General features: G+C 75.3%; 23 protein-coding genes. 13 read left to right on the forward strand and 10 right to left on the reverse strand.

Annotated features, from left to right (window positions below; genetic code table 11):
- Window positions 1-20: 20 nt before the first annotated feature.
- Entirely contained in the window at window positions 21-611 is a 591-nt protein-coding gene (locus tag ACFU6K_RS05445) for a histone deacetylase (RefSeq protein WP_380661029.1), read from the reverse strand.
- A 515-nt stretch (window positions 612-1,126) separates the two neighbouring features.
- On the opposite strand from ACFU6K_RS05445, the gene ACFU6K_RS05450 reads away from it, so the two are divergent.
- The 3 genes from ACFU6K_RS05450 to ACFU6K_RS05460 all read left to right on the forward strand — a co-directional run bounded on the left by ACFU6K_RS05450 (window position 1,127) and on the right by ACFU6K_RS05460 (window position 6,050).
- Entirely contained in the window at window positions 1,127-5,116 is a 3,990-nt protein-coding gene (locus ACFU6K_RS05450) for a Pls/PosA family non-ribosomal peptide synthetase (RefSeq protein WP_380661030.1), read from the forward strand.
- Between the two features lie 107 nt (window positions 5,117-5,223).
- Window positions 5,224-5,436 carry a DUF4287 domain-containing protein gene (locus ACFU6K_RS05455; RefSeq protein ID WP_380661031.1) on the forward strand — a complete coding sequence of 71 codons (213 nt, stop codon included), beginning with the start codon at window positions 5,224-5,226 and terminating at the stop codon, window positions 5,434-5,436.
- A 29-nt stretch (window positions 5,437-5,465) separates the two neighbouring features.
- Entirely contained in the window at window positions 5,466-6,050 is a 585-nt protein-coding gene (locus ACFU6K_RS05460) for a short chain dehydrogenase (RefSeq protein ID WP_380661032.1), read from the forward strand.
- An 87-nt stretch (window positions 6,051-6,137) separates the two neighbouring features.
- On the opposite strand, the gene ACFU6K_RS05465 is transcribed toward ACFU6K_RS05460, so the two are convergent.
- Window positions 6,138-6,863: a class I SAM-dependent methyltransferase gene (locus tag ACFU6K_RS05465; RefSeq protein ID WP_380661033.1), complete on the reverse strand. Its 726-nt coding sequence runs from the start codon at window positions 6,861-6,863 to the stop codon at window positions 6,138-6,140.
- Between the two features lie 273 nt (window positions 6,864-7,136).
- Between ACFU6K_RS05465 and ACFU6K_RS05470 the strand changes: the two genes are divergently transcribed.
- The 6 genes from ACFU6K_RS05470 to ACFU6K_RS05495 all read left to right on the forward strand — a co-directional run bounded on the left by ACFU6K_RS05470 (window position 7,137) and on the right by ACFU6K_RS05495 (window position 11,215).
- Entirely contained in the window at window positions 7,137-7,256 is a 120-nt protein-coding gene (locus ACFU6K_RS05470; RefSeq protein ID WP_380661034.1) for a lasso RiPP family leader peptide-containing protein, read from the forward strand.
- Window positions 7,257-7,266: 10 nt separating this feature from the next.
- On the forward strand, window positions 7,267-9,102 hold the full coding sequence (locus tag ACFU6K_RS05475) for an asparagine synthase-related protein (protein ID WP_380661035.1): 1,836 nt from the start codon (window positions 7,267-7,269) through the stop codon (window positions 9,100-9,102).
- On the forward strand, window positions 9,102-9,407 hold the full coding sequence (locus ACFU6K_RS05480; RefSeq protein ID WP_380661036.1) for a lasso peptide biosynthesis PqqD family chaperone: 306 nt from the start codon (window positions 9,102-9,104) through the stop codon (window positions 9,405-9,407). Before ACFU6K_RS05475 ends, ACFU6K_RS05480 begins: the two co-directional genes overlap by 1 nt.
- The gene (locus ACFU6K_RS05485; RefSeq protein ID WP_380661037.1) at window positions 9,404-9,832 is read left to right on the forward strand and encodes a lasso peptide biosynthesis B2 protein; all 429 of its coding nucleotides are present in this window, start codon (window positions 9,404-9,406) and stop codon (window positions 9,830-9,832) included. The genes ACFU6K_RS05480 and ACFU6K_RS05485 overlap by 4 nt, the downstream gene beginning before the upstream one ends.
- A gap of 236 nt (window positions 9,833-10,068) precedes the next feature.
- On the forward strand, window positions 10,069-10,194 hold the full coding sequence (locus ACFU6K_RS05490; protein WP_380661039.1) for a hypothetical protein: 126 nt from the start codon (window positions 10,069-10,071) through the stop codon (window positions 10,192-10,194).
- A 430-nt stretch (window positions 10,195-10,624) separates the two neighbouring features.
- Window positions 10,625-11,215: a hypothetical protein gene (locus ACFU6K_RS05495; RefSeq protein ID WP_234348478.1), complete on the forward strand. Its 591-nt coding sequence runs from the start codon at window positions 10,625-10,627 to the stop codon at window positions 11,213-11,215.
- Window positions 11,216-11,266: 51 nt separating this feature from the next.
- On the opposite strand, the gene ACFU6K_RS05500 is transcribed toward ACFU6K_RS05495, so the two are convergent.
- The 3 genes from ACFU6K_RS05500 to ACFU6K_RS05510 all read right to left on the reverse strand — a co-directional run bounded on the left by ACFU6K_RS05500 (window position 11,267) and on the right by ACFU6K_RS05510 (window position 13,992).
- Window positions 11,267-11,899 (reverse strand): flavin reductase family protein, encoded by a 633-nt coding sequence (locus ACFU6K_RS05500; protein WP_375874320.1) that lies wholly within the window; start codon window positions 11,897-11,899, stop codon window positions 11,267-11,269.
- 156 nt (window positions 11,900-12,055) lie between these two features.
- Window positions 12,056-12,634, reverse strand: coding sequence for a carbonic anhydrase (locus ACFU6K_RS05505; protein WP_380661050.1), 579 nt, complete (start codon window positions 12,632-12,634; stop codon window positions 12,056-12,058).
- Between the two features lie 212 nt (window positions 12,635-12,846).
- Complete coding sequence (locus ACFU6K_RS05510; protein WP_380661040.1) at window positions 12,847-13,992, reverse strand: PP2C family protein-serine/threonine phosphatase; 1,146 nt, start codon at window positions 13,990-13,992, stop codon at window positions 12,847-12,849.
- 246 nt (window positions 13,993-14,238) lie between these two features.
- Here ACFU6K_RS05510 and ACFU6K_RS05515 point away from each other — a divergent pair, with 246 nt between their 5' ends.
- The 3 genes from ACFU6K_RS05515 (at window position 14,239) to ACFU6K_RS05525 (ending at window position 15,548) form a co-directional block, all read left to right on the forward strand.
- A complete protein-coding gene (locus ACFU6K_RS05515) occupies window positions 14,239-14,646 on the forward strand; it encodes a helix-turn-helix transcriptional regulator (protein ID WP_380661051.1) in 408 nt (135 codons plus the stop codon).
- 5 nt (window positions 14,647-14,651) lie between these two features.
- On the forward strand, window positions 14,652-15,068 hold the full coding sequence (locus ACFU6K_RS05520; protein ID WP_380661041.1) for a VOC family protein: 417 nt from the start codon (window positions 14,652-14,654) through the stop codon (window positions 15,066-15,068).
- A gap of 87 nt (window positions 15,069-15,155) precedes the next feature.
- Window positions 15,156-15,548 carry a RidA family protein gene (locus ACFU6K_RS05525; protein WP_380661042.1) on the forward strand — a complete coding sequence of 131 codons (393 nt, stop codon included), beginning with the start codon at window positions 15,156-15,158 and terminating at the stop codon, window positions 15,546-15,548.
- Window positions 15,549-15,559: 11 nt separating this feature from the next.
- On the opposite strand, the gene ACFU6K_RS05530 is transcribed toward ACFU6K_RS05525, so the two are convergent.
- The 5 genes from ACFU6K_RS05530 to ACFU6K_RS05550 form a co-directional block, all read right to left on the reverse strand.
- Window positions 15,560-16,372 (reverse strand): hypothetical protein, encoded by an 813-nt coding sequence (locus tag ACFU6K_RS05530; RefSeq protein ID WP_380661043.1) that lies wholly within the window; start codon window positions 16,370-16,372, stop codon window positions 15,560-15,562.
- A gap of 289 nt (window positions 16,373-16,661) precedes the next feature.
- Complete coding sequence (locus tag ACFU6K_RS05535) at window positions 16,662-18,326, reverse strand: trypsin-like serine protease (RefSeq protein ID WP_380661045.1); 1,665 nt, start codon at window positions 18,324-18,326, stop codon at window positions 16,662-16,664.
- 77 nt (window positions 18,327-18,403) lie between these two features.
- Window positions 18,404-19,912 (reverse strand): S1 family peptidase, encoded by a 1,509-nt coding sequence (locus ACFU6K_RS05540; protein ID WP_380661046.1) that lies wholly within the window; start codon window positions 19,910-19,912, stop codon window positions 18,404-18,406.
- 73 nt (window positions 19,913-19,985) lie between these two features.
- Window positions 19,986-21,803 (reverse strand): trypsin-like serine protease, encoded by a 1,818-nt coding sequence (locus tag ACFU6K_RS05545; protein ID WP_380661047.1) that lies wholly within the window; start codon window positions 21,801-21,803, stop codon window positions 19,986-19,988.
- A gap of 61 nt (window positions 21,804-21,864) precedes the next feature.
- Window positions 21,865-22,395: a hypothetical protein gene (locus ACFU6K_RS05550; protein WP_380661048.1), complete on the reverse strand. Its 531-nt coding sequence runs from the start codon at window positions 22,393-22,395 to the stop codon at window positions 21,865-21,867.
- A 413-nt stretch (window positions 22,396-22,808) separates the two neighbouring features.
- Here ACFU6K_RS05550 and ACFU6K_RS05555 point away from each other — a divergent pair.
- Window positions 22,809-23,660, forward strand: an 852-nt coding sequence (locus ACFU6K_RS05555) for an ALF repeat-containing protein (RefSeq protein WP_380661049.1), incomplete at its 3' end; no start/stop codon positions are given.

Genomic DNA, 23,660 nt, shown 5'->3' on the forward strand with positions numbered 1-23,660 from the left:
CCGGGCGGCCCCGCCGCGTTCTAGAGCAGCGCCGCCACCGCCGCCGGTGTCCAGTGCCCGGCGGCGCCCGGGCGGGTGGCGAGGTAGCCGGCCGTGCGCCAGGGGCCCCAGCCGTGGGACTCGGCCAGGCCCGCCGCCAGGGTGCGCAGGTAGGGCGGGGCGGGGGCGTTGAGCTCGGCGCCGGCCACGCCCCGGGCGGCGGTGAAGGTCAGCAGCGGGCGGCCGTCCAACGCGCCGACGCGCAGCAGGGTTTCGTAGCGGCCCGGGCCCAGTTCGGCGCGCCCGGTGGCGAGCAGCGGGGCGAGGTCGAGGTCGGTGCCGGGGGAGCGGCGCATCTCCTGGGCGGCGATGTCGCTGAACTGACCGACCGTCATCAGGTAGGCCCGGCAGGGGACTTCACCGGGAAGGGTCGGGTCGTAGAAGGCCGAGCCGCCGCCCCAGGTGAGCGAGCGGTCGGCGAAGTAGAGCACGCCGGGCAGCACGGTGGCCACCGCCCGGCGCGGCGGGCGCGGGTCGCGGCCGCCGGGGTGCGTCTGCGCCCCGCCGTCGGGGCGGCCGCCGCGCAGGTAGCGGGCGAGGCGGGCGGCGTGCAGGTTCGAGCCGTACGCCACGTACCAGACGAGCGCCTGCCCGCCGCCGCTTCGCCCGCCGGAGTCCCGGTGGTGCCCAGCCGGATCCCGGCCGGGCGCGCCGCCGCCCGGCCCGCTCACAGGAAGGAACCGCGGTGTGGGCCGCGAAAGACTCCCACACGAATATGTGAAAACCGTGAACAGGCCGGTGATCCGACCGGAATCCCCCGATTCGACAGCGGCCCCTTCACTACTGGTAGCGAATCGGTCGCCATGGTGTTCATCACTCTTCTCGCTCCCGTCGCACCGCTCCGGTATTCGGCGATTACTCTTCACCAGCGAAAACGATCGGAAACCAGCGAAATGGCATTCGATTCATACCGTTGCTGCTCCCGCGTGGCATCGATGATGAGAATTTTCTTTGATCGATTCCTCACTGCATCCAGCCGACTCCCAGCGGAGTCATGGTGAGTGGGCGCACCGGCAGGTGACAAAGGCGTCACCCCGCGTGAATACCCGTACCCGCCCCCAGGACCCCGGAGCCAAGGAACCCCTCCATGGACGCACGCCACGAAACGGCCGGCCCCGGCACGCTGCACCGCCCCGACCCGGGCCCCGTGGCGGGCTGGCCGGCGGCCCAGCCCGCCCACCCCCGCAGCCTGCTCGACATCATCGCCGCCACCGCGCAGGCGCACCCCGGCGCGCCCGCGCTCGACACCGGCGACACCGTCCTCGACTACCGCGCCCTGCTGCACGAGGTCGAGACCCTCGCCGGGCAGCTGGCCGGCCACGGCATCGGCCGCGGCGACCGCGTCGGGGTCCGCATCCCCTCCGGCACCGCCGACCTCTACATCGCGATCCTCGCCGTCATGCGCTGCGGCGCCGCCTACGTGCCCGTCGACGCCGACGACCCCGACGAGCGCGCCGAGATGATCTGGCAGGACGCCGCCGTCTGCGCCGTCCTCGGCCCCGGGCGCTCCCTGCACGCCCCCACCGACGCCCGCCCCTCCGGCCGCCCGGCCTGGCCCGCCCCGGCCGACGACGCGTGGATCATCTTCACCTCCGGCACCACCGGCCGCCCCAAGGGCGTCGCCGTCACCCACCGCAGCGCCGCCGCCTTCGTCGACGCCGAGGCCCGCCTCTTCCTCCCGCAGCAGCCGCTCGCCCCCGGCGACCGCGTCCTGGCCGGCCTGTCCGTCGCCTTCGACGCCTCCTGCGAGGAGATGTGGCTCGCCTGGCGCCACGGCGCCTGCCTGGTGCCCGCCCCCCGCTCCCTCGTCAAGGCCGGCACCGACCTCGGCCCCTGGCTCGTGGCCCGGCGCATCACCGCCGTCTCCACCGTCCCCACCCTGCTCGCCCTGTGGCCGCAGGAGTGCCTGGACGCCGTCCGCCTGATCATCGTCGGCGGCGAGGCCTGCCCCGCCGAACTCGTCGACCGCCTCGCCACCGGCGGCCGCGAGTTCTGGAACACCTACGGCCCCACCGAGACCACCGTCGTCGCCACCGCCGCCCGCATGCTCCCCGGCCGGCCCGTACGCATCGGCGCCCCCCTCGACGGCTGGGAGATCGCCGTCGTCGACCAGGCCGGCCACCCCGTCCCCTGGTACGAGACCGGCGAACTGCTCATCACCGGCGTCGGCACCGCCCGCTACCTCGACCCCGCCAAGGACGCCGAGAAGTTCAGCGCCCACCCCGCCCTCGCCTCGCCCCGCGTCTACCGCAGCGGCGACCTCGTGCGCAACGAACCCGAAGGCCTGGTCTTCCTCGGCCGCGCCGACGACCAGGTCAAACTCGGCGGCCGCCGCATCGAACTCGGCGAGATCGACGCCGCCCTCCAGGCCCTGCCCGACGTGCGCGCCGCCGCCGCGGCCGTCCGCCGGACCCCCGCCGGCGCCGACCTGCTCGTCGGCTACCTCGTCGCCCGCCCCGGCACCACCCCCGACCTCGCCACCGCCCGCCGCCGGCTGCTGGAGCGCCTGCCCGCCCCGCTGGTGCCCGTCCTCGCCCTCGTCGACTCCCTGCCCACCCGCACCTCCGGCAAGGTCGACCGCAACGCCCTGCCCTGGCCGCTCGCCACCACCGGCACCGCCCCCGCCGCCGCCCAGGCCCTGGACGGCACCGCCGGCCGGCTCGCCGCCCACTGGGAGCGCCTGCTCGGCACCGCCCCCGGCCCCGACGACGACTTCTTCGCCCTCGGCGGCTCCAGCCTCACCGCCGCCCGCCTCGTCTCCGACCTGCGCACCCGGCACAACGGCGTCTCCGTCGCCGACCTGTACGCCCACCCCGTCCTCGCCGACCTCGCCGCCCACCTCGACACCCTCGCCCCGGCCGCCGCCCCCGAGGACCCCGCCGACGGCGCCGCCCCCTCCGCCGCACGCGGCCGCACCGTGCGCCGCACCCCCCGCAGCGCCGGCCTGTGGCAGACCCTCCTGCTCCTCGGCATGTTCTCCCTCGCCGGACTGCGCTGGATCCTCGCCCTGATCGCCCTCGACAACCTCACCGGCAGCCACCTCGCCTGGGCCCCCCACAGCTCCTGGTGGCCCGTCGGCGCGGGACTGCTCCTCCTCTACAGCGCCCCCGGCCGCACCCTGCTCGCCGCCGCCGGCGCCCGCCTGCTCACCGCCCGGATCCGCCCCGGCAGCCACCCCCGCGGCGGCCACGTCCACCTGCGCCTGTGGGCCGCCGAACGCTACACCGCCATGTTCGGCACCGCCGCCCTCGCCGGCACCCCCTGGGCCCCCCGCTACGCCCGCGCCCTGGGCTGCCGCGTCGGCCCCGGCGTCCAACTCCACACCCTGCCCCCCGTCACCGGCCTCGCCCGCATCGGCGCCCACGCCTCCGTCGAACCCGAAGCCGACCTCGCCGGCTGGTGGCTCGACGGCGACACCCTCCACCTCGGCCGCATCGACATCGGCGAAGGCGCCCGCATCGGCCACCGCGCCACCCTCATGCCCGGCGCCCGCATCGGCGCCCGCGCCGAGATCGCCCCCGGCTCCTGCGTCACCGCCACCACCGCCGTCCCGCCCGGCGAACACTGGACCGGCTCCCCGGCCCGCCCCGACACTGCCGCCCCCGCCGACTGGCCCACCACCCCCGCCCCCGCCCCGCGCGGCTGGAACCTCGCCTACGGCGCCGCCTTCGCCCTCTTCGGCCTCGTCCCGATCCTCGCCGCGCTGCCCGCCCTGGCCATCGTCTACCCGATGATCGACAGCGACGCCACCCTGGTCGGCGCCCTCGTCCAACTCCTGCCCGCCACCATCCCGCTGGCCGCCCTCACCCTCGCCTGCTACGCCACCCTCATAGCGCTCCTCGTCCGCCTGCTGTCCCTCCCGCTGCGCCCCGGCCACCACCCCGCCACCGGCCGCGTCGCCTTCTGCGCCTGGGCCGTCAGCCGCCTCAGCGACACCGCCCGGCGCACCCTCTTCCCCTTCTACGCCAGCCTCTTCACCCCGGTGTGGCTGCGCCTGCTCGGCGCCCGCGTCGGACGGCGCGTCGAAGCCTCCACCGTGCTCGCCCTGCCCGGCCTGATGCGCGTCGACGACGGCGCCTTCCTCGCCGACGACACCCTCGTCGCCCCGTACGAGCTGCGCGGCGGCTGGCTCCACCTCGGCCCCGCCCACGTCGGACGCCGCTCCTTCGTCGGCAACTCCGGCATCGTCGGCCCCGGCCGCCACCTGCCCGACAACTCCCTCGTCGGCGTCCTGTCCGACACCCCCGCCCACGCCCCCGAAGGCTCCTCCTGGCTCGGCCGCCCCGCCTTCGCCCTGCCCCGCGTCGCCGACACCGGCGCCGACGCCCGCACCTACAACCCGCCCCGGCGCCTGATGTGGGCGCGCGCCGGCGTCGAACTCTGCCGACTGCTGCCGATCGTCCTCGCCGCCCTGCTCGGCGACCTCGTCCTCGCCGCCCTGCAGGAACTGCGCGACGACTACGGGCTGGCCGTCGCCCTGGGCACCGCCGGACTCGTACTGACCGCCGCCGCCGTCGTCGCCTGCGCCGTCACCACCGCCGCCAAGTGGCTGCTCGTCGGACGCTTCCGCGTCGCCGAACACCCCCTGTGGTCCTCCTTCGTGTGGCGCAACGAGCTCTACGACACCTTCGTCGAGGAACTCGCCATGCCCTTCGGCGGCCACACCATCACCGGCACCCCCTACCTGAACGTGTGGCTGCGCAGCCTCGGCGCCCGCATCGGCCGCGGCGTGTGGTGCGAGACCCACTGGCTGCCCGAGACCGACCTGGTCACCGTCGAGGCCGGCGCCAGCGTCAACCGCGGCACCGTCCTGCAGACCCACCTCTTCCACGACCGCGTCATGCGCCTGGGCCCCGTCCACCTCGCCGCCGGCTCCACCACCGGCCCGCACTCCATCGTGCTGCTCAACGCCTCCCTCGGCGCCGGCACCACCGTCGGCCCGGCCTCCCTGGTCATGCGCGGCGAGAACGTCCCCGGCGGCGGGCGCTGGCTCGGCAACCCCGTCGCCGCCTGGGACGCCGACCCCACCCCGCCCGCCGGCCGGCGGCGCCGCCACCGGGCCACCGCCGGGGTGTGACGCGGATCACCCCGACGGGGCGATGAGTTCGCGGTGCGGTCACGGTCTACCTCCGTGACCGCACCGCTTCTTCTTTCTTCACCGCCCCGCCGAGAGGAACCACGCCCATGACCACCCCCGCCGTGAAGGGCCCAGCCTCCTACTTCCCCTCCATCGAGAAGAAGTACGGCCGCCCGATCGAGGAGTGGAAGGACCTCATCCGCGCCTCCCCGCTCGCCAAGCACATGGAGCTCGTCGCCTGGCTCAAGACCGAGCACGGCATCGGCCACGGCCACGCGAACGCCCTCGTCGCCCACACCCTTGCCGAAAAGTCCTCCTGAGAGGGCCACTTGATGCGATCATCGACGGCATGAAGGTACTCGTGATCGGAGCCTCCGGCACACTCGGCAGCGCTGTCGCCACCGCCCTGGAGAAGGAACACCAGGTCGTACGGGCCTCGCGCAGCGGCCCGGTGACAGTCGACCTGGAGGACTCCGACTCCCTGGACGCGCTCTTCGCCGGCCTGCCCGACCTCGACGCGGTCGTCTGCTGCGCCGTGTCGGGCCCGATGGTGGACCTGGCGACAGTGACCGACGAGGAGTTCCTCGCCGGGCTGCAGGGCAAGCTGCTGGGCCAGATCGCCCTGGCCCGGCGCGCCCAGCACCATCTGCGCGACCGCGGCTCCATCACCCTCACCGGCGGCACCTTCACCACCCCGATGACCGGTGGATCGCTGGGCGCCGTCATCAACACCGGGCTGGAGGGCTTCGTCCGCAACGCCGCTGGCGAAATGCCCCGCGACCTGCGGATCAACCTCGTCAGCCCCGGCTGGATCGCCGAGACGCTGCAACTCCTCGGCCGGGACCCGGCCCCCGGCATCCTCGCCGTCGACGCCGCCCGCTCCTACGTCACCGCCGTGGAAGGCCGGACGAACGGGGAGACCCTGCGCCCCTGAGCCGCCCAGCCCGCGCACGGGAAGTCGGCCCGGCCGACTTCCCGCGCACGGCGCCCCGGAAGGGCGGGTGTCACGGAGCGGCGGGTGTCACGGGCGCCGGGCCACGAAGACGAACTCCCGCCCAGGCCGGTCGGGAGCGTCGCGGACCTCCTCCAGCACGTAGCCGTGGGCGGCCAGGTCCCGCTCCACCTCCGCCCGCTCCCGGAAACGCAGCGTCGAATCCGACGTCAGCACCTGCCCGTCCGCCGCGAAGACGTACGTCCACCGGAACGTCACCAGCGGCCCGCGCACCCCGACCAGGGCGACCCAGCTCTCGACGGGGCCCGTGCCGGGGACCTCTGTCACCCGGTGGGAGCGCTCGCGCGTCCACTCCTCCCAGGCGCGGGCGCGCGGATCGCGGGTCTCGAAGACCAGCCGCCCGCCCGGCCGCAGCGCCGCGAAGGCCCCCCGCAGCGTCCCCCGCCAGGCCCGCGGACCGGCGATCGCCTGGGCGACGTTCGCCGTCATCGTCGCCAGATCGACCCGCAGCGGCGGCAGGTCCGTCGCGTCGCCGTGGATCCACCGCACCCGCCCGGCGCCCGGCTTGGCCCGCGCGACCTGCACGGAGGCCAGGGCGGGATCGACGCCGACCACCTCGAAGCCGCGGCCGGCCAGCAGGAGCGCGAAGACCCCCGTGCCGCAGCCGAGGTCCAGCACCCGGCGCGCCCCGAACTCCCGTGCCATCGCCAGGTAGGCGTCGAGGTCGCCGCGGTCGGGGTCGAGCGGGTCGTAGAGCGCGGCGAGCCGCGGGTGCCCGAAGCATGCGTCAGCCATGGGACGACCGTAGGCGAGGCCCGTCCGGCAGCGGACAGGTCTACACCATTTCGTCCGGGGCTGGCCGAATCCGGCCTCCCGCCCGCCGCCCCCGCCACCCGGTCGCCCGGGTGCTCAGCAGTCCCGCGAGCGCCTGCGGCCACTCCCGCCCGGGCCGTCGGGTTCCGGCCGAAGGCCCCGGCGCCGCTTGTCCGTCGGCGAACCGAGGGGGAAGAGTGGAGTACCGCCGGCCGGCGATCGTGTCCAACTCCCCACACAAGAGAGGACATTGTCATGACCGACGACGTGTACGAGCCCCCGATGATGATCGAACTCGGCGACTTCGCGGACCTCACCCGGGGCTTCGACATCGGCAACCAGTCCGACGTCCACGGCTACTACCTCGCCCCCTGAGGGCCGCGCCGTGAACGGCCACCGGCGGACCTGGTTCGTGGTCCTGCCGGACACCGACGCAGCAGCCGCGGTGGCCGCGGTGTGGGGCACGGCCGAGCGCCGTGCCCTGCACCACCCCAGCGGACGCCCCTGGATCCTCGGCCACTGGCCGGCCGACGAGGCGGCCACCGCCCGGGCCGGACCGGTCGCGCTGGCCGTGTTCGGCACCAGCGACACCGACGCCCACCAGCTGCGCCGCCGCGCCGAACACCTCCGCGACCCGCGCGACGCCCTCGCCCTCACACCCGCCGACGGTCCGGCCGGCAGCCACCACCTGATCGCCACCGTGCACGGCACCGTCACCGCCCGCGGCTCGCTGTCCGGACTCCACCGCCTCCACCTGGCCGAGGTCCACGGCGTCCCCGTCCTCGCCGACCGGGCCGACGTCCTGGCCGCCGCGGCCGGCCTCGCCCCGTCCACCGAACGCCTCGCCCTGCGCCTGGCCCACCCCCTGCCGCACCCCGCCGACACCCTGTCCCTGTGGCCCGGCATCACCCCCGTGCCACCGCACCACACCGCCCTGCTCGCCCCCGGCCGCCCCGCCCGCACCCTCGCCCACTGGCAGCCGCCCGCCCCCGAACGACCCCGCCCCGAAGCCGCGACGGCCCTGCGCCACGCCCTGCACCGAGCCGTCGCCGCCCGCACCCGCGACGGCGGGCTCGTCGCCGCCGACCTGTCCGGCGGCCTCGACTCCACCCCCCTGTGCTTCCTCGCCGCCACCGGCCCCGCCGACCTGCTCACCGTCACCATCGGCTCCCTCGACCCCCACCACGAGGACGCCCCCTGGGCCGACCGCGCCGCCCGCCACCTGCCCGGCACCCGGCTCGTCCTGCCCGCCGAGGACCTCCCCGCGATGTTCGCCGACACCGACACCCCCGGCCCGCAGGGCGACGAACCGTTCGCCTGGACCCGCACCAGGGCCCGCGACGAGGCCGTCGCCCGCCTGCTCGCCACCCGCGGCGCCCGACTGCGCATCAGCGGCGAAGGCGGCGACGAAGTCCTCCAGGCCCTCCCCGCCTACCTGCGCACCCTCGCCCCGCGCCACCCCGCCACCGCCGCCCGCCACCTGCGCGGACACCGCGCCCGCCTGCGCTGGAAACTGCCCGAGGCCCTCGCCGCCCTCGCCGATCCCCGCCCCTACCCCGCCTGGCTCGCCCACGCCGCCGACCGCCTCACCCACCCCCAGCCGCCGCCCACCACCCAACTCCTCGGCTGGGGAGCCGAACCCCGCCTGCCGCCCTGGGCCACCCCGCACGCCGCCGCCCTGGTCCGCGACCAGCTCAACGCCCTGGGGGACGTACGGCCGCTGGCCCCGCAGCACGCCCAGCACCAGGTCCTGCGCATGGTCCGGCACAGCGCCTCCGCCATGCGCCAGCTCGTCGACGCCACCGCCCGCGCCGGCACCCCGTACAGCACGCCCTTCCTGGACGACCAGGTCCTCGACGCCTGCCTGGCCGCCGACCCCGCCACCCGCGGAACCCCCTTCGCCTACAAGCCCCTGCTCACCACCGCCCTCGCCCCGGACGTCCCCGCCGACCTCCTGCGACGCACCGGCAAGGGCGACTTCACCCCCGACGCCCACCAGGGCCTCGCCCGCCACCGCGCCCGACTCGCCGCCCTCACCGAGGACAGCGCCCTGGCCCGCGCCGGCCTGATCGACCCCGACGCCCTGCGCCGGGCCTGCCTCGGCCTCTACCCCACCGGCACCCCCTACGCCGCCCTGGACGCCACCCTCGCCTGCGAACACTGGCTGCGCGCCCACGGGAGCCGCCACCGCACCGCCGCCACCACCACCGGAGGGACCTGATGCCCGCCCAGCTGCGCCCCGACGTGACGCTCACCCCGACCGACGACGGCGCCGTCCTGCTCGACGAGCGCTCCGGCCGCTACTTCCAGCTCAACCGCACCGCGCTGCTCGTCCTGCGCTCCCTGCTGGACGGCCGCACCGCCGAGGAGGCCGCCGCCGACCTCGGCGCCCGCTACCCGGTCACCGCCGACCGGGCGCGCGCCGACGTCGAGCGGCTGCACGAGACCCTGCGCACCGCCGGACTGGTCACCGGCGGGCCGGGCGCGGCCGGGCCGGGCGCTGTCGGACAGAGCACGGCCGGATGAGTCTGCACGCCCACGCCACCCGCGCCGGCCGCCCGCCCTGGCACCGGCGGCCCGCCGCCCTCGCGGCGATCGGCGCGGCCCGGCTGATCGAGCGGCTCCCCCCGGCCCGCATCCGCCGGGTGATGCTCGCCCTGCGCCGCGGCGCCCGGCCCGCCGACCGCGCCGAGGCCCTCGCCGCCCGGCGGGCCGTGGTCGCCCTCAGCATGCGCTGCGCCGGCCAGGGCTGCCTCCAACGCTCCATCGCCGCAGCCCTGTTGTGCCGCGCCCGGGGCACCTGGCCGACCTGGCGCACCGGCGTGCGCACCGCCCCGTTCCGCGCCCACGCCTGGATCGAGGCCGGGGGCGGACCCGTCGACGAGCCCGCCGAACTCGCCCACTTCCATCCGCTGATCACCGTCGCCCCGGAGCCCCGGCCGGGCTGGTGACCGGGGCGCCCGCCCGCGCGGGAAGCCGGCTCCGTCGACTTCGGGTCCGGGCTTTTCGCACAAGTGATCGCCTCACTTGTGCCGCACCGGAGGCGAGTTGACGGACCGTCAAGCGACGTGCCGGGAGTCGGGTAGATTGCTGCCCGTCGTCCTCGCGGCGGTGTGTCTCTCCCTCCTCGCAACCCTGGCCCGGGCCGTCCGGCCCGGGCGACGTGCGGTGGTGAGAGGAGACCGAGGTGGAAGGCGACGAGCCGGTCCGGGTGCGGACGTCGGAGAAGGTCGGGCGGTGGCTGCGGCGCAATGCCGGGGTGATCGCGGCTCTGGCGACGGTGGTCGGGACGGTGATCGCGGCGGTGAAGTAGGGGCAGACAGCCCTGCCGAGGCGCCGGGCGGGGCCCGAAAGGGGGGCCGGATTTTCCGGCGTGTCACCCCCGCCCAACACGAAGGCCCCCGACCAGGGAAAGTGGTCGGGGGCCGTTCGCTGCCCACCGTAGCGCACCGGTGGGGTGGACGGGGGAGCCCGGAGGCCGGGGCCGCCGTCGGCACGATCGGGAAGGCGGCGGCCCCGGCCCCGGTACGGGTTTCCGTACGGGCGGGGCATCGACCGCGGGGTTGCCCGTACGGCTGCGGTCGGCACCCATTCCACGACTTCAACAGGACTTGAAGTCAAGCCCGGCCCGAGGCGAGGCCCCGCCCGAGGACGCCGCTGCGGGGCCGGGTAGCCTCGCTCCCGGCGGGGGCCCGCGGGGGACGGACACAGACACAACGGACAAGACGGACAGGGGCGGGCGGATGACGGAGCAGCACACGTACTGGCGGGCGTCGGACGGTTCGGCGGTCAGCGCCAGCCAGGCGCACATCGTGTGGACCAGGGCGGCCTACCCCGCCCTGGTGGAGGTGGCGCGCCGCTACCACGCGGTGATCAGCTACCCGGACCTGGCCGAGGCGGTGCAGGAGGCCTCCGGGGTGCGCACCCGGATCAACCAGCGGCACTGGATCGGCAAGGTGCTGGCCCTGGTGATCCGCGAGGCGCACCGGCGCGGCGACCCACCGCTGACGGCCCTGGTGGTGCACGCCACCGACGGCAAGGTCGGGCCCGGCTACCAGGAGGTGCTGGCGGTGGCCGGACAGCCGCCGGTGGCCGCCGAGATGGACCGCGAGCAGCACGCGGCCGCCGCCCGCCTGGCCTGCTACCGGCACTTCGCCGCCGACCTGCCCGCCGACGGCGGCACGCCCGCCCTGGCCCCGCGCCTGCGGGCCTCGGTGGAGCGCAAGGCCGCCGTCGCCGCGCCGCCGCGCCCGCCGGCGATCTGTCCGAGCTGCTTCCTGGAGCTGCCCGCGACGCGGGTGTGCGACTCCTGCGGGGCGACCGTCGCGCCCTGAGCACCACCGGCGGGCGGACGCCCCGCGTGGACGCCCCGGGCGGACGCCGCGTCACACGGCGGCGGGCAGCCGCCCGGGCATCTGCCAGCCCTCGGCGAGCCGGGAGGGGGCCAGGCGCCGCCCGTCGCCGAAGAACTCGCAGAACTTCATGATCAGCGGGTCCCAGCCGACCGGGTCGACGTAGTGGTCGCTGCCGGGCACCAGCAGACCCTCCTCGACATGGGCGCGCACCACCGTCACCTCGAAGGCGGTGCGCCCGCCGCCCGCCAGCGCCGTCGCCGACTCCACCCGGCACTCCAACTGCACCGGGCACTCGGCGGCGCGCGGCGCCCGCACCAGCTCGCCGGGCACCTCCGTCAGCCCGGCGGCCTCGAACTTGCGCCGCTCGTGGCGGTAGCCCTGCCGCAGCCGGTACTCGGCGATCCGCGGCTTGGCGGTCAGCAGCGCGAGGGCGTCCACGGCGTCCACCTGCGCGGAGGACGCCAGGTTGAGCACGCACTCGCCCTCGCGCCGCAGGTTCTCGGCGGTCTGCGAACTGTCGCCCAGGCCGAGCACGCACGACTGCCCCAGCCACCACGCCGAGGACATCGGCATGAGGTTGGCGCTGCCGTCCTCGTTGCGCGAACCGATCAGCACCACGGGGGTGCCGAAGTACAGGACCTTGAGATCGATGACCTTGTGCACGGGAGACTGCCGTCCTCGGGATAAAGGGGAACCGTTGCCGGTCACCGACTCTGCCGCCGCCCGGCCGGAGGCGCTGGCGGTGATCGGACATCGAGTTCCGGAGGACGGGAATCCGGTTTCCCGAGGACGGCGGGACCCGCCGGCGAACGCGGCCCGTCAGCCCACCGGCCCCCGGGCGGAGACCAGCCGGGCCCGGCCGTCGCGCAACCGGTAGGACAGGCCCACCACGGCCACCTTCCCCTCGGCGATCCGCGCCGCCAGCGCCTGCGAACGCTCCACCAGCAGGTCCACGGTCTGGCGGATGTGCTCGTCCACGATCCCGTCCCGGTCCTCGATGCCCGCCGCCCTCGCGGACAGCACGCTCGGGGTCACCCGCTCCACCACGTCCCGGACGAAACCGCCCGGCAGCTGCCCCTGCTCCAGGGAGTCCAGCGCCGCCGCCACCGCACCGCAGGAGTCGTGCCCCAGCACCACCACCAGCGGGCAGTCCAGCACGCTCACCCCGTACTCGATGCTGCCCAGCGCCTCCGCACCGGTGACGTGCCCGGCGGTGCGCACCACGAACAGGTCGCCCAGGCCCTGGTCGAAGATGATCTCGGCGGCCAGCCGGGAGTCCGAGCAGCCGAACAGCACCGCGAAGGGCCGCTGCGCCGGGGCGAGCGCCGTGCGGCGCCCGGCGTCCTGGTTGGGGTGCTCGGGGTTGCCCGCCACGAACCGGGCGTTGCCCTGCATCATCACCCGCAGCGCCTGGGCGGGGTCGGTCAGGAAGTCGTCCGTCGGACCGTCGAGCCGGGTGGGCTCGGGGCTGGGTATCGGTGTGGGGATCATGCCTGCACCCTAGATCGCCGCAGGTGGAGCCCGCAGCCGGGGGTCAAGGGCCGGACGGCCCCATGGACGGTTCCCAACGGCCCCGTACGGCCTGCCGCCGGCCCGTCCCGTCCCGGCGGCTACCGGCCCGCAGGGCCCGGCTCCGGGGCGGGGCGCAGGGCGAGGACGGTGACGTCGTCGCGGCTGCGCCCGCCGCTCCAGCGCCGGGCCCGCCGGTCGAGGGCCTCGGGCAGGGCGTCGGCGGGGACGGCGGCGAGGTCGGCCAGGCCCCGTTCGACGGGGTAGAACGCGCCGGAGGCGTCCTGGGCCTCGGTGATGCCGTCGGTGAGCAGCACCAGCACCCCGTCCCCGGGCAGGGCGAAGCGCCGCTCGGGGCGCGGTCCGCCGGTGGCGGCCAGGGCGGCGAGGCCCAGCGGGATCCCGGCGTCCAGGGTGACGGGCTCCACCCGGCCGTCGGGGCGCAGCAGGTAGGGGGAGAGGTGGCCGCAGTTGACGGCCCGTACCTCGGTGGCACGGCCCCCGTCGTCGGTGCCCGGGGCGCGGACGCAGAGCACGGTGGCCGTGACGAACCGTTCCTGCTCGCCGCTCTGCTCCGCGTAGGCGTTGTGCCGCTCCACCGCCGCCTCCAGGGCGTCGGCGACGGCGGTCAGCCGCGGCTCGCGGAAGGCCGCCTCCCGGAAGGCGCTCAGCACCGCGAAGCCCGTCCCGATCGCGGGCAGGCCCTTGCCCTGGACGTCGCCGACCAGCACCCGGGTGCCGTGCGGGGTGTCCGCGACGTCGTACAGGTCGCCGCCGACCATGGCGTCCTGCTCCAGCGGCCGGTACAGCCCGTCCAGGCGCACGTCCGGGGTGGTGACGGGCAGCGGGCGCAGCAGCTGGCGCTGGAGGGCGACGGCGACCTGCCGCATCCGCGACAGCTGCCGCTCGCGCCGCACCCGCCGCGCGCACAGGCCGATCACGGCGGCCTCGGCGGCGACCACGCCCAGCAGGGTGCCCAGGCGGGCCGGCAGGTCCCCGGGCGGGAACAGCACCGAGTGGGCCACGACCACGGCGGTCACCCACACCGAGGCGGCCACCGTCTGGGCGACGGTGCCCAGGCCCGCCAGCAGCGCGGGCAGGAACACCAGCAGCAGTACCAGGCGGGCGCTGGTGCCGCTGACCGCCTGGACGAGCAGCACGGCGGCGGTCGCGGCCAGCACGCCGAGCACCACCGCCCGGTTGCCGGGCGCGCGCGGGGCGGTGGGCTGCCCGTCCTCGCCGTCCACCCCTGTCGCCCTCTCCGCCGTCCGGCCCCCGGCTCCAGGGTGGTCGGCGCGCCGGGGCGGGCGCGAGCGGGCTGCGCCGGGCGGGGGACGGCGGGCGGGGACGGGGGCGGGGGATCGACCGGGCGCCGTCTGTCGGCGGCAGTCGGTACGGTGGCCGGTGTGTCGTCCTCGTCCCCGATCTCATCCCCGTCCGCGGGCCGCGTACCGCTCGACGACCTCGTGCGGCTGCGCCGGGCCCGGGACCGGATGGACCGCGAGTACGCGCGGCCGCTGGACGTGCCGGCGCTGGCCCGCACCGCGCTGATGTCCTCCGGCCACTTCTCGCGCAGCTTCCGCGCCGCCTACGGCGAGACCCCGTACACCTACCTCATGACCCGCCGGATCGAGCGGGCCAAGGCGCTGCTGCGGCGCGGGGACCTGAGCGTGACCGAGGTCTGCATGGCGGTGGGCTGCACCTCGCTGGGCTCCTTCAGCACCCGCTTCACCGAGCTGGTCGGGCAGAGCCCCAGCGCCTACCGGGCCCGCGACCACGAGCAGGGCGCGGCGATCCCGGCCTGCGTCGCCAAGATCGGCACCCGCCCGGTGCGGCGCGCGCAGGCCGAGGGGGCGAAGGGGATCGGGAGCGACGGCGGCCCCGGTGCTCCCGTAGCGTGACGTTCATGAGCATCGAACTCGCGCAGTGCTTCATCGCCGTCGACGACCACGACCGGGCGCTCGCCTTCTACCGCGACGTCCTCGGCTTCGAAGTGCGCAACGACGTCGGCTTCGAGGGCATGCGCTGGGTCACCGTCGGCTCGCCCGACCAGCCCGGCGTGGAGATCGTCCTGGAGCCCCCGCTGGCCGACCCGCACGCCTCCGAGGCCGACCGCCGGGCCGCCGCCGAACTCCTCGCCAAGGGCCTGCTGCGCGGCGTCATCTTCCGCACCGACGACTGCGACGCCACCTTCGAGCGCATCCGGGCGGCCGGCGCCGAGGTCCTCCAGGAGCCGATGGACCAGCCCTACGGGGTGCGCGACTGCGCCTTCCGCGACCCGTCGGGCAACATGCTGCGCTTCAACCAGCCGCGCGCGGCGTAGCCGGGCGCACGGTCGGGCCCGGGGCGCGCGGGGGCGTTCGCGCGGGCGGACGGCCCGACGGGTGCACCGGTGCGGCACCATGGTGCGATGGAGAGCACTCGACAGACAGTCAGTTCCGGCTCGCCCCTCGAACCGCGGATCGGCTTCTCCCGCGCCGTGCGCAAGGGCAACCACGTCGCGGTCGCGGGCACCGCCCCGATCAGCGAGGCGGGCACGACGGTCGGCCAGGGCGACGTCCACGCCCAGACCGTCCGCTGCCTGGACATCGCCGAGGCCGCCCTGCGGGAGGCGGGCGCCACCCTCGCGGACGTCGTACGGACCCGCGTCATGCTGACCGACATGAGCCAGTGGCGGGAGGCGGCGCGCGCCCACGGCGCGCGCTTCGCGCAGATCCGCCCGGTCACCACCTTCGTGGAGGTGTCGCGCTTCATCGACGAGCGCTGGCTGGTGGAGGTCGAGGTGGACGCGGTGATCGGCTAGCGGGCGCGGGCTCAGGGCGCGGGCGTGGGGCCGGCGGTCGGGGCGGGGGCCGTCAGGGCGTGCAGCAGGTCCTCGCCCAGGGCGAGGCCGGCGCCGGAGTGGTCGGGCAGCCCGTAGTCGTCGTACCAGTCGGCCGGGGCCTCCGGGTGCGGGCCGCTGACCGCGACCCGGCCCCGCCCGTACGGGGCGACGGCGGCGGCGGTGCGGCCGTTGGGGTAGCGGGCGAGGACGTCGGTGCCCGGGCCGTCGACGTCGAAGTACGGGCCGTCCTGGAAGTACATCCGCTGCGGGCGGCCGCGCCACAGGACGTCGACCAGGCCGTCCTGTTCGTCGGTGACGGTGGCGTCCGGGGAGCGGATGTACTCGCCGGAGTCGCCGGGCAGGAGGTCGAAGCCCGGGTCGCCGGCCAGGTAGCCGCCCATGCACAGCCCCAGGTAGCGGCCGCCGCCGCGCACGTAGGCGCGTACCAGGTCCGGGGAGAAGCCCGGGTCGCGCGCCAGCAGGTCCCACGCGGTGCCCACCTCCTGCCCGTTGGTGCCGCCCGGCTGCACGTACACCGCCGCGTCCGCCAGCGCCGCCGGGCCGAACCGCACCCGCTCCCCGGGCCCGATGAACCGCACCGCGAACCCGGCCCGCTCCAGCAGGCCCCGCGCCGCCTCCGGGCAGCCCTCGCAGGCCGCCGGCCCCCGGTACACCAGCGCCGCCGGCCGCTCCTCGACCCGTTGCGGCAGGGACCTCTCCGGCGGCCCGCCGCCGCACCCCGCCGCCACCAGCGCCCCTGCCGCCACCAGCCCCAGCACCCGCCCGACCCGCACTCCCGCCACCCCTCCCGAAGGCCCCGCGGCCGCCCCTCGCCGTCCGCCGTGACGACGCTACGGCCCGCCGGGCGCGCACCGGGCGCGCTCCCCCTGATCGGGTGAACTTGCATGGCCGGGGTTGACGCGCGGGGGTGCGGAACACCGATGGCCCCCGCGCCGCCCCACGGGCACAATGACCTGGTCCGACGGGCGGGAGGGGACCCATGGCGAAGACGGACGGCCCGCGGGGCGGGCGCGGGCGGGCGGCCGGGGGCTCCGGCGGGGAGGGCCGGAGCCTTCCCCGCCGTCGCGGTGGTCAGAGCGAGGCGCTGATCGAGGTGCCGGTGTGGTTGCCGGGCACGGTGGTGAGGTCGAGGTACTCGGGGGCGGTCCAGGTGCCGTCGCCGTGACGGGAGGTCAGCAGCACCCTGTTGTCGTCGGTGGTGACGGCGAACCGGGCGTCGGTGTCGACGGGGGCGGCGCTGATGCCGGTGCCGGCGGCGTTCCCGGTGGCGCCGGCGAGGGAGTCGAACGGCCGCCAACTCCCGTTCGCGTAGCGCACGGTGTGGTACTGCCCGCCGCTCGTGACGACGGCGACGTCGAGGTCCCTGTCCTGTGGGGTGACGGCGACGCCGGTCACCGGCGCGGTGGCCCCGGCGGCCCCGGCGACCGACGTCCAGGAGGACCAGGCCCCGGAGACGAGGCGACGGGTGTGGAAGACCTTCCCCCCGGACACGGCGGCGATGTGCAGTTCCCCGCCGCGAACGCCGGCGGTGGCGATCGACGTGATGCCGCTGAGCGGCCCGGTCTCGTCGGTGACCACCCCGAAGACGCTCCACCGGCCGTTCGCGGGGCGGCTGCTGTGCAGGAGCCGGCCGTTCGCCACGACGACGACGTGCAGGGCGCCGTCCACGTTGGCGATGGAGAGCTGGGTGATGTTGCCGAGGTCGGCGACGGTGGTGTTGAGGTCGACGAACTTCTGGCCCCAGCCGCCGTCCAGGTTGTGGACGGCGTAGTGCAGGTGCCCGTCACCTCCGAGCGCGAGGACGTGGGTGTCGCCGTCGATGCCGACCGAGGAGACGGCGCGCACACCGCCGATGTTCCCGGCCGCCGCCTGGACGTCCTCGTACGGCGTCCACGAACCGTCGTACAGGCGCGACGCCAGGTACAGGTCGGCGTCGGCGCGCACCAGGGCCCGGGTCTTCCAGCCCCAGGCCCTGGCCCGCACCTGCTGGACCCAGCCGGAGACGTCGTCGACCCGGGCGCCGTACGCGCCGGTGCGGGTCTCGCCGGCGGGGGCGCCCAGGCAGCCGCCCTGCCAGGAGCGGGAGGCGACGGCCACCAGCTCGGCCCTGCCGCCCGTCTCGCGGACCACCGGGGCGCCGGTGTCGCCCTTGCAGACCGCCGCGCCGCCGGTGCCGGTGATGCCGATGCCGGTGCTGTTCGCCGTGTCGAGCGAGAACGCGCCGGTGTGGAGCTTCAGCGGCGCCCACTCGTCCTTGGTCCGCCCGTACCCGGGCACCCGCAGCGTCTGCCCGGCGGCGGGGGCGGTGACGGCGACCGCGATCGGGGCGATGCCGTCGACGGGCGTCGCGAGGCGGGCCATGACCAGGTCACGGCCCTGGTACGGCACCAGCTCGGAGACCTCGGACGTCCTGCCGCCGGAGGTGGTCAGGTCGGTGCGGCCGACGGTGGCGGTGGTCTTCCACTTCGGCGCACCGGCCGCCGGCGCCTGCGGCTGCGCCGGGTCGTCGGCGAAGCAGGAGGCAGCGGTGAGCACCCAGTTGCGGTCCACCAGGGCGCCGGTGCAGGCCCGCAGGCCGTCGCCGATCGCCAGGCGGACGGTGTAGGCGTAGGAGCCGTCGGCGGCGGCGTCGCCGACCACGGCGCCGGCCGGGGCGCAGGTGCCCAGCACGCCGGCGGCGGTGGCCGCGGCGAGTGCACCGGTGCGCCAGGAGCGGGACGGGGCCTTGCGGGGCATGGGGATTCCTCTTCGGGTGAGTGGGTGACGTGGGTGACCGCCTGTCAGGGCCGCCCGGGCGGGGTGTGCGAGGTCTTCTACCGGCCGGGGACGGCGATGCCCTGGGTGGACTTGCCGCTGCCGCTCCAGTCGCCGGTGACCGGGAATCCGTCGTCGCCGTAGGAGACGGAGGTGGCGGATCCGTCGGCGGTGGCGCCGCGGAAGCGGAAGACGCTGCCGGCGGCCTGGTAGACGCCGACCTGGGTGGTGCCGCTGCCGGTCCAGTCGCCGGTGATGGGCGTGTCCCCCTTGCCGCCGAACGTGAACGTGATGTCGGCGTCGCCGTCGTGGTTGGAGTTCACGAGGTGGAAGGTGGCGGTGTCGGGGTCGAACAGCCCCGGGGTGTCGTAGCCCTTGTGCGTCCAGTCCCCGGCGATCGGCTTCCAGTTGCCGCCGTCGCCCAGCATGAAGGACGTCACCGTGCCGTCGTGGTGGCGCAGGTGGAACGCGGCGGTGCTCGGGCGGTAGATCCCCACCTCGCTGGTGCGGCCGCCGTCCCACCGGCCGACCACGGGGACGTCGCCCGGCTCGCCGAACGGGAGGTCGATCGTGGCGGGGCCGCCGTCGAGCGAGTTCGTCAGGTGGAAGTGGGCGGTGGTGGGGTCGTAGGCGCCGGGGGTGTCCCCGCCGGTGCCGTCCCAGTTGCCCGTCAGCGGGATCATCGGGCTCTTCCCGAAGTCGAACGTGGCCCGGGTGGAGACGTTGGACTGGGCGGAGTCGGAGAGGAACCAGCGCAGGACACCGGGTGCCTGGGGCGGCATCGTGCTGGAGCGGAGGAACCTGATCCAGTCGCGGAGGTCGTCGGTGCGGGTGCCGACGGCGCCGTCGCGGGTGGTCTCGGTGCTGCCGAGGCAGCCCTTCTGCCAGGAGGTGCTGCTGACGGCGACGAGTTGGACGGTGCCGCCGGTCTCGCGCAGGGCCGGTCCACCGGTGTCGCCCTTGCAGACGGCGGCGCCGGCCGGTGCGGCGCCGGTGATGGCGATGCCGGTGGCGGTGACGCCGTTGACGCCGAAGGCCGCGGTGTGGAGCTTGTCGGGCACCCACTCGGCCTTGGTGCGGCCGTAGCCGGCGACGCGCAGGCTCTCGCCCGGGGCGGGCGGCGTGGTGGCCACGGCGAGTGGGGTGATGTCGGTGACGGGGGTGGCGAGTCGGGCCATGACCAGGTCGCGGTCGGTGCGGGGGACGAGTTCGGCGATGTCGCGGACCTGGCCGGTCGTGGTGGTGGGGTCGGTGCGGCCGATGGTGGCGGTGGTCTTGAGGGTGGGAGGGCCGGTGGGGACGGTTGTCGGTTGGGCGGGGTTGTCGGCGAAGCAGGAGGCGGCGGTGACGATCCAGTACGGGTCGACCAGGGTGCCGGTGCAGGCGCGTTGGCCGTTGCCGATGTCCAGCTTGGTGGTGAAGGCGTAGGAGCCGACGGGCGCGGTGTCGCCGCTGACGGCGGGTGCGGGTGTGCCGGACAGGAGGGTGCCGGCGAGGGCGGCGGCGGTGAGCGTCGCGGCCGTCCATGCGGAGCGCGGGTGCGAGCGGAGCACGGGGTGGTTCTCCAATCCTGGACCTGACGGCGTCTCGGGCGGGTACGTCACGGGGACGGCACGAGTCGGTGCGGTCAGCCCGTCGTGGTCAGCCCGTCGTGGGGATCCGGCCGACGACGGACCAGCCGGACCAGGCCGCGTCGCCGGCCTTGGTGGCGTGGGCCAGGACGCCGTCGGTGCCCTGGCCGAAGACCTCGGCGGTCCTGGTGTCCGGGTTGTAGACCACGGCGGGGGAGCCGCCGAACTTCCAGCTGCCGGTCATGGTCCAGGGCCCCCAACCGGTGGCCCGGCTCCAGGTCGCCCGGTACATCGAGGCGTCGGTGCCGATGGCGAAGACGTCGAGGGTGTTGGCGGCGGGGTTGTGGAGGACGGCGGGCACGCCGACGAACCGCGCGCCCGGGTCGATCACGGACCAGCCGGACCAGCCTTCGCCGTTGGTGTTGTAGAGGTGCGCCAGGGAGCCGTCGGTGCGCAGGGCGAAGATCTCGGCGGTCCTGGTGTCCGGGTTGTAGACGGTGCTGGAGGCGCCGCGGAACTTCCAGTCGCCGGTCATGGTCCAGGGCGTCCAGCCGGCGGCGCGGCCCCACGTGGCCCGGTACATCGACCCGTCGGTGCCGGTGGCGAACACCTCCAGCGTGTTGGTGACCGGGTTGTGGAGGACGGCCGGTGCGCCGACGAAGGCGCCTCCGGGGTTGAGGGTGAACCAGCCGTGCCAGCCCGCCCCTTCGGTGTTGTAGAGGTGGGCCATGACGCCGTCGGTGCGCAGGGCGAAGACCTCGGCGGTCCTGGTGTCCGGGTTGTAGACGGTGGTGGGGGCGCCGGTGAACTTCCAGTCGCCGGTCATGGTCCATGGGCCCCAGCCGGCGGCGCGGCTCCAGGTCGCCCGGTACATCGACCCGTCGGTGCCGGTGGCGAACACGTCGAGGGTGTTGGTGACCGGGTTGTGGACGACGGCCGGGGAGCTGGTGAACCGCGCGCCGTCGCCGAGGACGTACCAGCCGGACCAGCCCTCGCCGTTGGTGTTGTAGGCGTGGATCATGGCGCCGTCGCTGCGCAGGGCGAAGGTCTCGGCGGTCCTGGTGTCCGGGTTGTAGACGGTGTTGCGGCCCCCGGAGCGGGCGGCGACCACGGCGGACCAGGCGGAGACGGCCTGCTGGATCCAGCCCCCGAGGTCGTCGGTGCGGGTCTCGTACGCGCCGGTGCGGGTGGTCGGGGCCGCGCCGAGGCAACCGTTCTGCCAGGAGCGGCTGTTGAGGGCGGCGAGCTCGTAGCGGTCGCCGACCTTGCGCAGGGCGGGGCCGCCGGTGTCGCCCTTGCAGACGGCGGCGTCCGCGGGGGCCTTGGCGGCGATGGCGAGGCCGGTCGGGTCGACGGCGCCGACGGTGAAGGCGGCGCTGTGGAGCTTGTCGGGCACCCACTCGGTCTTGGTGCGGCCGTAGCCCGTCACCAGCAGGTCCTCGCCGGTGGCGGGGGCGGTGGTGGCGACGGCGAGCGAGGTGATGTCGGTGACGGGGGTGGCGAGTCGGGCGAGGACGAGGTCGCGGTCGGTGCGGGGGACGAGTTCGGCGATGTCGCGGACCTGGCCGGTCGTGGTGGTGGGGTCGGTGCGGCCGATGGTGGCGGTGGCTTTGAGGGTGGGCGGGCCGGCGGGGACGGTTGTCGGTTGGGCGGGGTTGTCGGCGAAGCAGGCGGCGGCGGTGACGATCCAGTACGGGTCGACCAGGGCGCCGGTGCAGGCGCGTTGGCCGTTGCCGATGTCCAGCTTGGTGGTGAAGGCGTAGGAGCCGGCGGGCGCGGTGTCGCCGCTGACGGCGGGTGCGGGTGTGCCGGTCAGGAGGGTGGCGGCGAGGGCCGCGGCGGTGAGCGTCGCGGTTGTCCATGCGGTGCGTGGGCGTGAGCGAACCATGAGGTGGCTTTCCTTCGTCTGCCGTGCGGAGGTCGGTGGCCGGGGAAGCGCGGGTCGGGGGTCACGCCGTGGCGGTGATCTCCAGCAGACTGAACAGGCGCCCCTGCGGGTCCGTGCTCTCGCCGACCGACGTCCAGATGTTCTTCTTCACGTCGAAGGACTTGTTCTCGGTGCCCGTCCGCATGTCGAGGCGTACGGCGTAGTCGTTGCCCATGACCATGAAGACGGAGGGGATCTCAAGGCTCAGCCGGCCGGTCGGGCCGCTGACCTGGAAGCAGAACTGGCCGTTGCCGACCGGGTCCGTGACCGCGTTGCCCCGAGCGCGCACCTGGATCAGGCCGGGCCGGCCGTCGCAGGTGACGAGCACGATGTGGCCGTCGCCGCTCTTCAGCCTGATGCCGCGCTCCTGGAAGATCTTGTCGGCGTTCGGGTAGGCGAAGTCCTCGACGGCCGGCGGCGGGGTGTCGTCCGCGGTGAGGGCCGCGGTCCCGGTTCCGGCGGGCACGGGGGCGGCACCGACCGTGGTCAGACCGGTCAGGGCGACGGCGCCGGCGACGGCGCCGACGGTCAGGCAGCGGATCAAAGGCTTCATGCTGGCGGGTCTCCTCGTACGGAATTCCACGGGCAAGGGAATGGTGTGATCGAAGTAAACGACGCGCCGACCCGGGCCTGCGCGGGGCGCTTCGCCATCGGATCGGAGGCCTATTGGTATCACGGTCGCCGAGTTCCGTAAAAGGGTCGGGTTCGAGCCAATATTGCGTACTGGGCGGCCTGCGGCGATCCCCTTCGGAATCCGGCCGCCCGGCCGCATGGTCCCCTTGAAGCGCCTCTGACCAGCTGCTTCTCCAGCTCAACGTCCCGGCGTGCTCGATCCGTGACATGGCTCGTGAATTCAACATCGGACCCGTGGGTTCACGACCTGTGCGACAGTTCGACAGGTTGTTGTAGATGGCTCAGAAAAGTCATGGAATTCCAGTCGAAAAGCGCTCAAGGAATCGAGGAGAAATGGTCGACAAATTATCGGGGAATGCGTCCCCGCCGACGCTTCGCCGCCGCGCCCGGCTGACCGCGGTGACGGCGCTGTCGCTGGCCATGGCGGTCTTCGGCACGACGGTGGCGGCGGCGGTGCCCGCCGACCCCGGGCCGGCGCCGCTGCCCGCGGGTGCGCGCGCCCAGGTGGTCGAGGCGTGGATGGCCGGCGGATCGGCGGTCAGGGACGCCGCGGCCGCCGCGCTGGTCGGCGGCGATGCCCAGATCAGCGACTTCCTGGCCACCGGCCTGCGGCGGGCCACCGCCGAGGACGAGCGCTTCGCCGTCCTGAAGATGCTCGCCTTCTCCGGCGCCGGGGTGCGGGCCGCCGCCCAGCAGGCGCTGAGCGGTACGGACGAGCAGCTGCACCAGTTCGTGCTGACCGGCTACCAGGCCCCCCTGAAGGAGGACCAGACGGTGGCGACCGTCGCCACCACCAACACGGGCGGCCGCGCGGTCCAGGACGCGGCGCAGAAGGCGCTCAACGACGGTTCCGCCAAGGCGCTGACGGACTTCCTCGGCACGGGTCTCGCCCGGGCCCGCGAGGAGGACGACCAGGTCCAGGTCGCCAAGGTCATGGCGACCGGCGGCCCCGAGGTGCAGAAGCTCGCGCAGCGGGCCCTGAGCGGAACCGCCGACGACATCGCGGACTTCCTGGAGAACGGGCTGGAGCTGGCCCGCGCCCGTGACCAGGAGACCCTGACGATCAGCCAGCTCGTCGAGTCCGCCACGGAGGCCGGCAAGCGCGCCAAGGCCGAGACCGACGCGGCCAAGACGGCGGGCGAGCGCGCGCAGGAGGCCTCCCGGCTGGCCAAGGAGGCCGCGCAG

It is taken from the genome of Kitasatospora sp. NPDC057512 (assembly GCF_042802135.1).
GTDB lineage: Bacteria > Actinomycetota > Actinomycetes > Streptomycetales > Streptomycetaceae > Kitasatospora.